Origin of the sequence: Rhizobium sp. CB3171 (assembly GCF_029714265.1) — a bacterium.
Taxonomy (GTDB): domain Bacteria; phylum Pseudomonadota; class Alphaproteobacteria; order Rhizobiales; family Rhizobiaceae; genus Rhizobium.
This window is the reverse complement of record NZ_CP121652.1, coordinates 816,644-829,365: the sequence shown is the minus strand read 5'-3', so window position 1 is coordinate 829,365 and position 12,722 is coordinate 816,644. Positions and strand designations below refer to the sequence as shown.

The following is a 12,722-nucleotide window of genomic DNA, read 5'->3' as shown; positions in this document are numbered from 1 at the left end:
CTGACGCGAAAGACATTATCTGACAGCCAGCCGCGATTCGCTTCGCACTGCGAAGCACAGGACATTGAGAACAGCATCTGATGGCAAAAGCCCGTACACAATTCATCTGCCAGAACTGCGGCACGGTCCATAACCGCTGGGCAGGCAAATGCGATGGTTGTGGCGAATGGAACACCATCGTCGAGGAAGACCCGATGGGCGGCATCGGCGGCGGCCCCGCCAAGGTGCCGAAGAAGGGGCGTCCGGTAACGCTGACAGCGCTCTCGGGCGAGATCGAGGAAGCACCGCGCATTCACACCGGCATCTCCGAACTCGATCGGGCGACCGGCGGCGGTTTCGTGCGCGGCTCGGCAGTGCTCGTCGGCGGCGATCCCGGCATCGGCAAGTCGACGCTCTTGATGCAGGCGGCCGCGGCCCTTTCCCGAAGAGGCCACAAGATCGTCTACGTCTCCGGCGAAGAGGCGGTGGCGCAGGTTCGGCTTCGCGCCCAGCGGCTGAGCGCCGCCAATACGGATGTAATGCTCGCCGCCGAAACCAATGTCGAGGACATCCTCGCGACGCTCGCCGAAGGCAAGCGGCCGGACCTCGTCATCATCGATTCCATCCAGACGCTGTGGAGCGAGCTTGCCGAATCGGCGCCCGGTACGGTGACGCAGGTGCGCACCGGCGTGCAGGCGATGATCCGCTTCGCCAAGCAGACGGGCGCGGCAATGGTGCTGGTCGGCCACGTCACCAAGGACGGCCAGATCGCCGGCCCGCGCGTCGTCGAACATATGGTCGACGCCGTTCTCTATTTCGAGGGAGATCGCGGCCATCACTACCGCATCCTGCGCACGGTGAAGAATCGCTTCGGCCCGACCGACGAGATCGGCGTCTTCGAAATGTCCGACAAGGGCCTGCGGGAAGTGGCCAATCCGTCCGAACTCTTCCTCGGCGAGCGCAATTCCAAGTCGCCGGGCGCGGCCGTCTTTGCCGGCATGGAAGGCACCCGGCCTGTGCTGGTCGAAGTGCAGGCGCTCGTTGCCCCGACATCGCTCGGCACGCCGCGTCGCGCTGTGGTCGGCTGGGATTCGGCGAGGCTGTCGATGATTCTCGCGGTTCTGGAAGCGCATTGCGGTGTTCGGCTCGGTCAGCACGACGTTTATCTCAATATTGCCGGCGGTTATCGCATTTCCGAGCCGGCTGCGGACCTTGCGGTCGCCTCTGCACTGGTTTCATCCCTGGCTGGTCTTGCCCTTCCGGCAGATTGCGTCTATTTCGGCGAAGTCAGCCTGTCGGGCGCCGTCCGGCCGGTTGCGCACACCACTCAGCGCCTCAAGGAAGCCGAGAAGCTGGGATTTTCTGCAGCGCTTCTCCCCACCGCCTCCTCCGACCTGCCGAAAGGCAATGGCGGGCGCTGGAACGAGATCGAAAGCCTGCCGGATCTGGTGGCGCGCATAGCCGGATCGAGGGGCGCGCTCAAGCGCGCGGAAGACGAAGACTGAGCCTTCCTTAAACCGTTCTTGACGGGGAGAGAGGCACATATTTGAGGCCGATGGCAGCCATGCTTGGCATGGCAAGTCTTGGAGTGGATTATACATGCCCATTACGATTTTTGACGGTATTGTTATCGGCGTTATTTTGTTCTCCGCCGTTCTGGCCATGGTCCGCGGCTTTTCCCGCGAAATTCTGTCGATCGTCAGTTGGGGCGGCTCGGCCGTTGCCGCCTATTATCTCTATTCGCTGCTCGTACCCTATGCGCTGCACTATACGGCGGACACCCGCATCGCGACCGTTGCGTCTGCTGCCGTCATCTTCCTGATCGCGCTGATCATCATTTCCTTCATCACCATCAGGATCGCCGACTTCATCATCGACAGCCGCATCGGCGCGCTCGATCGTACGCTCGGGTTCCTCTTCGGCGCTGCCCGCGGCCTGCTGCTGATGGTCGTCGTCGTGGCCTTCTGGAACTGGTTGGTTGCGCCGGCCGCACGTCCGGATTGGGTCAACAACGCCAAGTCGAAGCCTTTCCTCGATTCGATGGTCGAAAAGCTCAAATCGGCGCTTCCGGAAAACATTCAGGCGATGCTTCCCGCCGAGATCATCAACAAGATCGCGCCGAACCAGCAGCAGCAACAATCGCAGCCGCAGGATGGCTCAACGAACGATACAGCGCCGTCCGATGACGCGCCTGCGCCGCAGACGAACAATTAACAGTGCGTTTACAGGCTTGACCCGCAGAGCGATAATCGCCATGTGAGCGGCACGAAATCCGAAAATCCGGCCGGATATTCTTTCCGGCCGGATTTTCAGTTATTTTTGCATTCAGTCGCGACGCCGCCCTGACCCGTCCCATGTTGAGAGCAAAGGCCTGCAGCCATGAACCATTCCCTTTCCATCGAGGATGATATCGACGGCGACACCCTGCATGAGGAGTGCGGTGTATTCGGCATTCTCGGCCATCCCGACGCCGCGACGCTGACGGCGCTCGGCCTGCATGCCTTACAGCATCGCGGTCAGGAAGCGGCCGGTATCGTCTCCTTCGATGGTCAGCGCTTTCATTCCGAGCGGCGCATGGGCCTTGTCGGCGACCATTATACCGATCCCGCCACCCTCGCCCGCCTGCCCGGCGACCGTTCGATCGGACATGTGCGTTATTCGACGACGGGCGAGACGATCCTGCGCAACGTGCAGCCGCTATTTGCCGAACTTGAAGTCGGCGGTATTGCCATCGCTCACAACGGCAATTTCACCAACGGCCTGACGATGCGCCGGCAATTGATCGCCGATGGCGCCATCTGTCAGTCGACGTCGGACACGGAAGTCGTGCTCCATCTCATCGCGCGCTCCAAGCACCCCTCCTCCTCCGATCGCTTCATCGACGCGATCCGCCAGATGGAAGGCGGCTATTCGATGCTCGCCATGACGCGCACCAAGCTGATTGCGGCGCGCGACCCGATCGGCATCCGGCCGCTGGTGATGGGCGAACTCGACGGCAAGCCGATCTTCTGCTCCGAAACCTGCGCGCTCGATATTATCGGCGCCAAATACGTTCGCGACGTGGAAAATGGCGAAGTCATCATCTGCGAGATCCAGTCGGACGGATCGATCACCATCGATGCCCGCAAGCCCGACGTTTCTCAGCCTGAACGCCTCTGCCTGTTCGAATATGTCTATTTCGCCCGCCCCGATTCCGTGGTCGGTGGCCGCAACGTTTACGTCGCCCGCAAGAATATGGGCATCAATCTCGCCAAGGAAGCGCCCATCGAGGCCGATGTCGTCGTGCCGGTGCCGGATGGCGGCACGCCGGCGGCGATCGGCTATGCTCAGGCAAGCGGCATCCCCTTCGAGCTCGGCATCATCCGCAACCACTATGTCGGCCGCACCTTCATCGAGCCGACGCAGCAGATTCGTGCCTTCGGCGTCAAGCTGAAGCACTCCGCCAACCGCGCCATCATCGAAGGCAAGCGCGTCGTGCTGGTGGATGACTCCATCGTGCGCGGCACGACATCGGTCAAGATCGTGCAGATGATCCGCGATGCCGGCGCCCGCGAAGTGCATATCCGCGTCGCCAGCCCGATGATCTACCATCCGGATTTCTACGGCATTGATACGCCGGACGCCGACAAGCTGCTCGCTAATCAGTACACCAGCCTGAAGGCGATGTGCGATTTCATCGGTGCCGATTCGCTGGAATTCCTGTCGATCGACGGTCTCTACCGCGCCGTCGGCGGCGCGCCGCGCGACAATGCGCAGCCGCAGTTCACCGACCACTATTTCACCGGCGATTATCCCACACGCCTGCTCGACAAGGAAAGCACCAGCAATGTGCGCAAGCTTTCCGTGCTCGCCAGCAACGGCTGACACGGGGCTTTTCACCGCTCTCCTTCTCCAGCGCATTCGGACCAAGACAGCATGAGCATAGACCTCAAGGACAAAATCGCCCTGGTGACCGGCGCGTCACGCGGTATTGGTTATTTCACCGCGCTGGAGCTGGCCAAGGCTGGCGCGCATGTGATCGCCTGCGCCCGCACGGTCGGCGGACTTGAGGAGCTGGACGACGCCATCAAGGCTGTCGGCGGTTCGGCAACGCTGGTGCCCTTCGATCTTGCCGACATGAACGCGATCGATGCGCTCGGCGGCTCCATCTTCGAGCGCTGGGGCAAGCTCGATATCCTCGTCGCCAATGCTGGCGTACTCGGCGTCATCTCGCCGATCGGCCACGTCGAGGCGAAGGTGTTCGAAAAGGTGATGACCATCAACGTCACCGCGACCTGGCGGCTGATCCGCTCGGTCGAACCGCTGCTGATGCGCGCCGACGCGGGCCGCGCCATCATCCTCTCATCGGCCGCAGCCCATCGCTGCCGGCCCTTCTGGGGTCCCTACTCGGCATCCAAGGCGGCCGTCGAGGCGCTTACCCGCACTTGGGCGGGCGAAACCCAAAGCACGGCGCTACGGATCACCAGCGTCGACCCCGGCGCCACCCGCACCGCGATGCGCGCCCAGGCAATGCCCGGCGAAGATCCGGACACGCTGCCGCACCCGCGCGACGTCGCGCAAGCCATCCTGCCGCTCGCGGGTCCGGATGTCACCGAAACCGGCAAACTCTTTGTCGTGCGCGAAAACAAGCTCGTCGACTACCGGATGCCGGAATAATACGATCTTCGGCCCGCCGGGGGAGAAGGTCGCGCGCAGCGCGGTTGAAGGCGTGATACACCGCCGGGAACCTTTCGCTTGCCGCTTTTCTTTGCTCCTCGCGCCCTCCTCATCCACCCCTTGGAGCCACCTTCTGCCCACGCGGAGAAGGCGACATCCCCCCTTGACCAAATCCCCTACTCGCGCGATAAAGCCGCCCATGAAAACGGTTATCTGCATTATCTGCCGGAAGATTATTCGCTAGCATTTCGCTGGCCTGGCCGTTTTCGTCTCCCAAAATTCAAGATGATAAACGTCCGGCCTGCCGGTGACGATATTTTTCGGATTTATGCCTTTGGGAGAGTGAAATGGGCACCGAGCCGCACCTTAAATTTTACAACACGCTGACGCGCGAAAAGGTCGACTTCCAGCCGATCGACCGCGAGAACGTCCGCCTGTATGTCTGCGGCCCGACGGTTTATGACTTCGCCCATATCGGCAATGCTCGGCCCGCGATCGTCTTCGACGTGCTCTTCCGACTGTTGCGGGAGGTCTATGGCGAAAATCATGTCACCTATGCGCGCAACATCACCGACGTCGACGACAAGATCAACGCGCGGGCACTGCGCGATCATCCCGGACTGCCGCTGAACGACGCGATCCGCCTGGTCACCGAAAAGACCGAGACGCAGTATCGCCAGGACGCGATCGCGCTCGGCTGCCTTGAGCCGACGATGCAACCGCGGGCGACGGAAAACATCGCGCAGATGATCGAGATCATCGAGAAGCTGATCGCCAAAGGCCATGCCTATCAGGCCGCTGGAGAAGTGCTGTTCGACACCAAATCCATGGCGGATTACGGCCAGCTCTCAAAACGCAATCTCGAGGAGCAGCAGGCCGGCGCTCGCGTTGCTGTCGACGCGCATAAGAAAAGCCCGGGTGACTTCGTGCTCTGGAAGCTCTCGGACGAGAGCGAGCCCGGCTGGGAAAGCCCCTGGGGCCGCGGCCGTCCTGGCTGGCATATCGAATGCTCCGCCATGAGCGGGCGCTATCTCGGCGACGTCTTTGACATTCATGGCGGCGGACTGGACCTGATCTTCCCGCACCATGAAAACGAGATCGCCCAATCGCGTTGCGCCCATGGTACCGAGGTGATGGCAAATGTCTGGATGCATAACGGCTTCCTGCAGGTCGAAGGCCGCAAGATGTCGAAATCCGAGGGCAATTTCGTCACCATCTACGAACTGCTGCATACCGAAAAACTCGGCGGACGGGTATGGCCGGGTGCGGTGCTGCGGCTTGCCATGCTGATGACGCACTACCGCGAGCCGATCGACTTTTCCGTGAAGCGGCTGGAAGAGGCTGAACGGCTTCTGGCGAAATGGCCGGCGGCGGATGTCGGCGATGCCGCGCCGGATGCTGCCATCGTGGCGGCCCTGGCCGACGACCTCAACACCGTTGCCGCCATCCAGGCGCTGCATGCTCTGGCGCAAGCCGCCAATGCCGATGCGAGCGTCCTGCCCACCTTCGCCGCAAGCGCGGCACTTCTCGGCCTGTTGCCCGAGAAGGTGGAGATGGACGACGCCGTTGTTGCGGAAATCAACAGGCGCGTGCGGGAGCGGCTGGAATTGCTAAAGGCGAAGAACTTTGCCGAAGCTGACAAGATCCGCGAGGTGCTTTTGGCTGAAGGTATTCAGTTGAAGGACGGCAAGGACCCGGCGACTGGTGAGCGTAAGACGACCTGGGAGGTGAAGAGATGACTGAAACCTTCACCGGCGGCTGTCAATGCGGCGCGGTTCGCTTCCGTATACGAGGCGAGCTCAAGGATGCGTCGATCTGTCATTGCCGCATGTGCCAGAAAGCCTTTGGTGCCTATTATGCGCCGCTCGTCTCTGCCCGCGGCGCCGAGCTCGTCTGGACACGGGGGGAGCGCAAAAAGTTTCGGTCGTCGAATTTCGTCGAGCGCGGCTTTTGCGGTGATTGCGGTACGCCGTTGACCTATGAGGCGCCCGATGGCGTGGCGGTCGCGGCTGGCGCATTCGATGATCCGTCGCTATTGCCGCCGGTGGTGCAGTTCGGCGTGGAAGGCAAGATAGACTTCGTCGACAGGCTGCATCTGCTGCCGGGGCACCGGACGGAAGAGGATGCGGAGCAGGCGCCCTTCGTGTTGGAGATCGTGTCTTACCAGCATCCGGACCACGACACGGCAACATGGCCACCGGAAACAGGCAAATGACGATGGCGATGGGATATAGCGGTGGATGCCAGTGCGGCGCGGTCCGGTATCGTGCCGCCGGCGCGATCGGCTATCCCCATCTCTGCCATTGCCGCATGTGCCAGAAGGCTTCAGGCAATTACGCTCTGCCGCTCGGCAGCGCCCAACGCTCCGATTTCGAGCTGACGCGCGGCGAGCCCTCGTGGTTTCACTCGTCCGATCTCGTGCGCCGCGGCTTTTGCAGTGCCTGCGGCACGCCGTTGTTCTACGACATTCCGGGCACGGATTTCATCAATCTGACGCTCGGTTCCCTCGACGAGCCGATGGCGGTGCAGCCGGTCGCCCAATCGAATCTTGCGGGAAAAATGCCATGGTTCCATGCGCTCGATGCGCTGCCAGTGGAACCGGATGGCGATGGTTCGGATCGTGATCTGGCGATCCGGTCATCCAACCACCAGCACCCCGATCACGATACCCAAACCTGGCCACAGGAGAAGAGCCATGACTGAAGCCATCAGAAGCGGAGGATGCCAATGCGGTGCCGTGCGGTTTCGCATCCACGGTGAGCTCGGCCGCCCCTCGATCTGCCATTGCCGCATGTGTCAGAAGCAGTTCGGCAACTTCTTCTCCGCCCTGGTCACGGCGCCGGATGATGGCCTCGAATGGACGCGGGGCGAGCCCACCTATTTCCAGTCTTCCGTCAACATCGACCGCGGCTTCTGCAAGAATTGCGGCACGCCGTTGACCTACCGCCATCCCGGCGGGCTGGAGATCGCCGTCGGCGCCTTCGACGAGCGCGACGATTTGGCGCCGCAGATCCAGGTGAACTACGCCTCGCGCCTGCCCTGGGTCGACACCATATTTGAGCAGCCGGTCCATCAGGATCCGGATTTTTACGCGCGGCAGGAGCAGATCATCTCCTTCCAGCACCCTGATCACGATACCGACGTCTGGCCCGCCGAGGGATTAAAAATATGACGGAAATACTGCGTACGCTTTATCCTGAGATCGAGCCCTACGCCTCCGGCCATCTCGATGTCGGTGACGGCCATGTCGTCTATTGGGAGCGCGTTGGCACGCCTGGGGCCAAGCCTGCCGTTTTCCTGCATGGCGGCCCGGGCGGCGGCATCTCGCCGACGCATCGCCGCCAATTCGATCCGGCGCTTTATGACGTCACGCTGTTCGATCAGCGCGGCTGCGGCAAGTCGACGCCGCACGCGGGGCTGAACGCCAATACGACCTGGCATCTGGTCGCCGATATCGAGCGCTTGCGCGAAATGGCCGGTGTGGACAAGTGGCTGGTATTCGGCGGCTCCTGGGGCTCGACGCTGGCGCTTGCCTATGCGGAAAAGCATCCCGAACGGGTTTCCGAACTGGTCGTGCGGGGCATCTACACGCTGACCAAGGCCGAGCTTGACTGGTATTATCAATTCGGCGTCTCGGAAATGTTCCCGGACAAGTGGGAGCGCTTCATCGCGCCGATCCCACTGGAAGAGCGTCACGAGATGATGCTTGCGTATCACCGCCGGCTGACCCACGAGGACAAGGCCATGCGCCTGAAGGCCGCCAAGGCCTGGGCGATCTGGGAGGGTGAGACGATTACCCTGTTGCCGGATCCTTCGACCAGCGGAAAGTTCGAGGAAGCCGAATATGCGCATGCCTTCGCGCGCATCGAAAACCACTTCTTCGTCAATGCCGGCTGGATGGAGGAAGGCCAGCTCCTGCGCGATGCCCACAGACTGAAGGACATTCCCGGGGTCATCGTCCACGGCCGCTACGACATGCCCTGCCCGGCGAAATACGCCTGGGCTTTGCACAAGGCATGGCCAAAGGCGGAATTCCATCTGATCGAAGGGGCCGGCCACGCTTTTTCCGAACCGGGCATTCTCGATCAGCTCATCCGCGCGACGGATAAGTTCGCAGGGAAAATTTGAACCCTTCCCCGCTTCGCTAGGCCGAGGCGGGAGAGGAAGCGACTAGATAAGAGGAAACCGGTTCGCCGGAGGAAACCGAATGACACGCGAAAAAATCTATCTCTTCGACACGACCTTGCGCGACGGGCAGCAGACGCCCGGCATCGACTTTTCGGTCGAGGACAAGATTTCCATCGCCAACATGCTGGACGAATTCGGCCTCGATTATGTCGAGGGTGGCTATCCCGGCGCCAATCCGACCGACACCGCCTTCTTCAATGAAAAGCGGACGCAGACTGCCTCCTTCGTCGCCTTCGGCATGACCAAGCGCGCCGGCGTTTCCGCCTCCAACGATCCCGGTCTTGCCAGCCTCCTGCAGGCAAAGTCCGATGCTATCTGTTTCGTCGCCAAGAGCTGGGACTATCACGTCAAGGTCGCCCTTGGCTGCACCAATGAGGAAAATCTCGAATGCATCGCCGAAAGCGTCAAGGCGGCCATCGCAGCAGGCAAGGAAGCGCTTGTTGACTGCGAGCATTTCTTCGACGGCTACAAGGCCAATCCGAGCTATGCGCTCGCCTGCGCCAAGACGGCTTATGAAGCCGGTGCGCGCTGGGTCGTGCTCTGCGACACCAATGGCGGCACGCAGCCTCCGGAAGTCCGCGCCATCGTTGAAGCCGTGATCGCCGAGGGCGTCCCCGGCGACTGTCTTGGCATCCATGCCCATAACGACACGGGCCAGGCGGTCGCCAATTCGCTCGCCGCGGTCGAAGCCGGGGTGCGGCAGATCCAAGGCACGTTGAACGGCGTCGGCGAACGCTGCGGCAATGCCAACCTGATCACGCTGATCCCGACGCTGGCGCTGAAAAGGGCCTATAGCGAGCGCTTCGAAACGGCAATCGATGGCGAACGGCTCTTGGGCCTGACCGGCCTATCGCATGCTTTCGACGAGCTGCTGAATCGCTCGCCCGATCATCAGGCGCCCTATGTCGGCGCCTCGGCCTTCGCGACCAAGGCCGGTATCCATGCGTCTGCATTGCTGAAGGACCCGCGCACCTACGAGCATGTGCCGCCGGAAAGCGTCGGCAATTTCCGTAAGGTCATGGTATCAGACCAGGGCGGCAAGTCGAACTTCATCAACGCGCTGAAGCGGCGCGGCATCGAGGTCGGCAAGGACGACCCGAAGCTCGATCGGCTGATCCAGATCGTCAAGGAGCGCGAAGCGTCCGGTTACGCTTACGAGGGCGCCGATGCCAGCTTCGAGCTTCTGGCGCGCCGCACCCTTGGCACCATTCCGGAATTCTTTGCGATCGACGGTTTCCGCGTGATGGTCGAGCGCCGGTTCGATTCTCACGGCCGGGTAAAGATCGTCTCGGAAGCGGTGGTCAAGATGATCATCGACGGCCAGACTATCATGTCGGTTGCCGAAGGCGATGGCCCGGTCAACGCGCTCGACCTGGCACTGCGCAAGGACTTCGGCAAATACCAGCATGAGATCGACGATCTGGTGCTCGCTGACTTCAAAGTGCGCATCCTCAACGGCGGCACGGAGGCCATAACCCGGGTCCTGATCGAATCCACCGACAGCAGCGGCGTGCGCTGGTGGACGGTCGGGGTTTCGGAAAACATCATCGACGCCTCTTTCCAGGCGCTGATGGATTCCGTCATCTACAAGCTGATGAAAAACCGGCACATGGCGGGCAAGATCGCGGCGGAGTGATCCGCCGCCTATCAAAAACCTTGACGATGCCGTCAAGGAAATGAATTGGCCCCACAAGGCGCATTGGAGTAAGCCCGTCGTAAAAGAAAATATTACGGCGGGAAATACCAATGGCTACCGATACGGTCGCACCTGATATCAAGAACGAGGAAAGCCCACGCGGGTTCGGTTTCGTGCTGACGGCCTATCTGATCTGGGGCGTCCTGCCGCTCTACATGAAGGCCTTGGCACATATTCCGGCGACAGAGGTCATTGCCCACCGCATCCTATGGTCCGTTCCGGTCGCCGGCGCCGTGCTTCTGGCGCTCGGCCGCACGGGCGATGTGAAGGCGGCGCTGACGAACCCGCGCACGCTCGCCATGGCGTCGCTGACGGCGGTGTTGATTACCATCAACTGGGGCACCTATGTCTGGGCCATCGGCGCAGGACATTCGCTCGATGCAGCCCTCGGCTATTTCGTCAATCCGCTGTTCAGCATCGCGCTTGGCGCCTTGCTGCTGAAGGAGAGGCTTGCGCCGGCACAGATCGTTGCGATCGGCCTGGCGGCCGCAGCGGTCGTCATCCTGACTGTCCAAGCCGGCACCCTGCCCTGGGTGGCGTTGTCGCTGACCTTCTCCTGGGGCTTCTACGCCTTTTTCCGCAAGACGCTGCCGGTCGGGCCGAATCAAGGTTTCTTTATCGAGGTGTTGCTGCTCTGCATCCCCGCGCTGCTTTACATCGTCTATCTGGAGGCGCGCGGCGAAGGCCATCTTTATCGCACGGGCGTCTCGGATATGGCGCTTCTGCTCGGTTGCGGGTTTGTGACCGCCCTGCCGCTGATGATCTTCGCCAATGGAGCGAAACTGCTGAAGCTCTCCACCATCGGCATCATGCAGTATATCGTGCCGACCATGGTCTTCCTGATCGCCGTCTTCCTGTTCAAGGAGCCTTTCGGCACGACCCAATTGATCGCCTTCTCGCTGATTTGGGCGGGGCTGGCGCTTTATAGCTGGTCTATGCTGCGTCAGAGCCGGGGGCGCTGAGACTCAGCGTGGCTGCTGAGCCACACGTCAACCATGCATTAAGCAGTTTCGCCAACATTCGGAGTCGGAGCGTAAGAGGCTTTCCCGCCTATTTCGCGATAGTGCCGCGCGAATTCGATGCATTCGTTCAAGCTGTCGCGGATCCTGATGGCCGTCTCAATATCGAAGTTGATATAGTTTTTGACGTCACCTTCAGGACCTGCGTAGCTATCAGGGCGCATCTTTACGCCTATTAGGACATCGGACTTGTCGAGTAATTCTTTGACGCGCCATTCGAAAAACGAAAATCGGGATGTTCCGCTTTCCCATGCCGTCGCAAAGATGACATCGCCAGCCATCACGTTGAATGGTTTAATACCCGACAATAATGCCTTGAAAACCGACCACATATTTAATCGCCCATGTCCAATCAAGACTGAGCCGCACAATATCCTATTGCCACAATCCGACAAGCTGTCAGGTGGATCCAAAATTACAGCTTCGAGATAACGGCCTCTTCGCCACCGCGGTCGCCATGCGCCTCGGCCGCATGCTTGCGAATTGCGGGAATGATGTCGGCGACCTTGTCGATGACCAGCGGCTGCACACGATGAGCAGTGTGGACGAAGCCCTCCTCCGTCATATGGCGGATCAGCTCCATCATCGGGTCCCAGAAACCGTTGATATTGGCGAAGACCATCGGCTTTTCATGGCGGCCGAGCTGGCCCCAGGTCATGATCTCGACGATCTCCTCCAGCGTACCGATGCCGCCCGGCAGCGCTACGAAAGCGTCGGCGCGCTCGAACATGGTGTGTTTGCGCGTATGCATGTCCGGGGTTATGATCAGCTCGTCCAATTGACCGAGCGAATGGCGCGTCGCTTCCATATCGACGAGGAACTCCGGAATGATGCCGGTAACCTGACCACCATGCGACAGGACGCCGCTCGCGACAGCGCCCATGATGCCTTTCGTGCCGCCGCCATAGACTAGGCGCAACCCGCTCTCGGCGATGTTCTTGCCCAGCTCGCGGCCCGCAGCCATGTGGGAAGGATCGCGACCCGGCCTGGAGCCGCAATAGACGCAGATGGATCGAATTGGCACAGAATCGTCAGTCATGAATGCAAACAACTATGCTGCAAGTGCTCAGTCAAGAATTTTCAAAAGAAAACTTGTGCCAGAGCACGCTGAAATGACTGAGAAAGCTTGTAAAAGCAGGCGAAATCGTTAGCAATTTCAAGAGTGGAGATGACTCCGCCGCTTG

Annotated in this window: 13 protein-coding genes; 11 read left to right on the top strand and 2 right to left on the bottom strand. The window is 60.9% G+C overall.

Annotation, left to right across the window (positions count from 1 at the left end; genetic code table 11):
• Positions 1-80 precede the first annotated feature (80 nt).
• The 11 genes from radA (at position 81) to rarD (ending at position 11,481) form a co-directional block, all read left to right on the top strand.
• Entirely contained in the window at positions 81-1,484 is a 1,404-nt protein-coding gene (radA, locus tag QA648_RS04100) for a DNA repair protein RadA (RefSeq protein WP_283049778.1), read from the top strand.
• 94 nt (positions 1,485-1,578) lie between these two features.
• Complete coding sequence (locus tag QA648_RS04095) at positions 1,579-2,193, top strand: CvpA family protein (protein ID WP_104822544.1); 615 nt, start codon at positions 1,579-1,581, stop codon at positions 2,191-2,193.
• Positions 2,194-2,358: 165 nt separating this feature from the next.
• Positions 2,359-3,843 carry an amidophosphoribosyltransferase gene (gene purF / locus QA648_RS04090; RefSeq protein WP_283049777.1) on the top strand — a complete coding sequence of 495 codons (1,485 nt, stop codon included), beginning with the start codon at positions 2,359-2,361 and terminating at the stop codon, positions 3,841-3,843.
• A 51-nt stretch (positions 3,844-3,894) separates the two neighbouring features.
• Positions 3,895-4,635, top strand: a complete 741-nt coding sequence (locus QA648_RS04085; protein WP_283049776.1) for an SDR family NAD(P)-dependent oxidoreductase — start codon at positions 3,895-3,897, stop codon at positions 4,633-4,635.
• A 347-nt stretch (positions 4,636-4,982) separates the two neighbouring features.
• Positions 4,983-6,374, top strand: a complete 1,392-nt coding sequence (gene cysS, locus QA648_RS04080) for a cysteine--tRNA ligase (protein WP_104822541.1) — start codon at positions 4,983-4,985, stop codon at positions 6,372-6,374.
• On the top strand, positions 6,371-6,850 hold the full coding sequence (locus QA648_RS04075; protein ID WP_104822540.1) for a GFA family protein: 480 nt from the start codon (positions 6,371-6,373) through the stop codon (positions 6,848-6,850). The genes cysS and QA648_RS04075 overlap by 4 nt, the downstream gene beginning before the upstream one ends.
• Positions 6,847-7,338, top strand: a complete 492-nt coding sequence (locus QA648_RS04070; protein ID WP_283049773.1) for a GFA family protein — start codon at positions 6,847-6,849, stop codon at positions 7,336-7,338. The genes QA648_RS04075 and QA648_RS04070 overlap by 4 nt, the downstream gene beginning before the upstream one ends.
• Complete coding sequence (locus tag QA648_RS04065) at positions 7,331-7,807, top strand: GFA family protein (protein ID WP_283049771.1); 477 nt, start codon at positions 7,331-7,333, stop codon at positions 7,805-7,807. The genes QA648_RS04070 and QA648_RS04065 overlap by 8 nt, the downstream gene beginning before the upstream one ends.
• Positions 7,804-8,763: a prolyl aminopeptidase gene (gene pip / locus QA648_RS04060; RefSeq protein WP_283049770.1), complete on the top strand. Its 960-nt coding sequence runs from the start codon at positions 7,804-7,806 to the stop codon at positions 8,761-8,763. Before QA648_RS04065 ends, pip begins: the two co-directional genes overlap by 4 nt.
• Positions 8,764-8,842: 79 nt before the next feature.
• Positions 8,843-10,459, top strand: coding sequence for a citramalate synthase (cimA, locus tag QA648_RS04055; RefSeq protein ID WP_283049769.1), 1,617 nt, complete (start codon positions 8,843-8,845; stop codon positions 10,457-10,459).
• A gap of 110 nt (positions 10,460-10,569) precedes the next feature.
• Positions 10,570-11,481, top strand: coding sequence for an EamA family transporter RarD (gene rarD, locus QA648_RS04050; protein WP_283049767.1), 912 nt, complete (start codon positions 10,570-10,572; stop codon positions 11,479-11,481).
• A 38-nt stretch (positions 11,482-11,519) separates the two neighbouring features.
• Here the strand turns inward: rarD and QA648_RS04045 are convergent, their stop codons facing one another.
• Together QA648_RS04045 and QA648_RS04040 are read right to left on the bottom strand one after the other, a co-directional pair.
• Positions 11,520-11,870 (bottom strand): hypothetical protein, encoded by a 351-nt coding sequence (locus tag QA648_RS04045; RefSeq protein WP_283049765.1) that lies wholly within the window; start codon positions 11,868-11,870, stop codon positions 11,520-11,522.
• Positions 11,871-11,953: 83 nt separating this feature from the next.
• On the bottom strand, positions 11,954-12,577 hold the full coding sequence (locus QA648_RS04040; RefSeq protein WP_283049763.1) for a TIGR00730 family Rossman fold protein: 624 nt from the start codon (positions 12,575-12,577) through the stop codon (positions 11,954-11,956).
• Positions 12,578-12,722: the final 145 nt, after the last annotated feature.

Excerpts from the sequence above, each read along its gene's own strand:
- radA (WP_283049778.1), top strand. The coding sequence starts at position 81 with ATGGCAAAAGCCCGTACACAATTCATCTGCCAGAACTGCGGCACGGTC.
- QA648_RS04095 (WP_104822544.1), top strand. The coding sequence starts at position 1,579 with ATGCCCATTACGATTTTTGACGGTATTGTTATCGGCGTTATTTTGTTC.
- purF (WP_283049777.1), top strand. The coding sequence starts at position 2,359 with ATGAACCATTCCCTTTCCATCGAGGATGATATCGACGGCGACACCCTG.
- QA648_RS04085 (WP_283049776.1), top strand. The coding sequence starts at position 3,895 with ATGAGCATAGACCTCAAGGACAAAATCGCCCTGGTGACCGGCGCGTCA.
- cysS (WP_104822541.1), top strand. The coding sequence starts at position 4,983 with ATGGGCACCGAGCCGCACCTTAAATTTTACAACACGCTGACGCGCGAA.
- QA648_RS04075 (WP_104822540.1), top strand. The coding sequence starts at position 6,371 with ATGACTGAAACCTTCACCGGCGGCTGTCAATGCGGCGCGGTTCGCTTC.
- QA648_RS04070 (WP_283049773.1), top strand. The coding sequence starts at position 6,847 with ATGACGATGGCGATGGGATATAGCGGTGGATGCCAGTGCGGCGCGGTC.
- QA648_RS04065 (WP_283049771.1), top strand. The coding sequence starts at position 7,331 with ATGACTGAAGCCATCAGAAGCGGAGGATGCCAATGCGGTGCCGTGCGG.
- pip (WP_283049770.1), top strand. The coding sequence starts at position 7,804 with ATGACGGAAATACTGCGTACGCTTTATCCTGAGATCGAGCCCTACGCC.
- cimA (WP_283049769.1), top strand. The coding sequence starts at position 8,843 with ATGACACGCGAAAAAATCTATCTCTTCGACACGACCTTGCGCGACGGG.
- rarD (WP_283049767.1), top strand. The coding sequence starts at position 10,570 with ATGGCTACCGATACGGTCGCACCTGATATCAAGAACGAGGAAAGCCCA.
- QA648_RS04045 (WP_283049765.1), bottom strand. The coding sequence starts at position 11,870 with ATGTGGTCGGTTTTCAAGGCATTATTGTCGGGTATTAAACCATTCAAC.
- QA648_RS04040 (WP_283049763.1), bottom strand. The coding sequence starts at position 12,577 with ATGACTGACGATTCTGTGCCAATTCGATCCATCTGCGTCTATTGCGGC.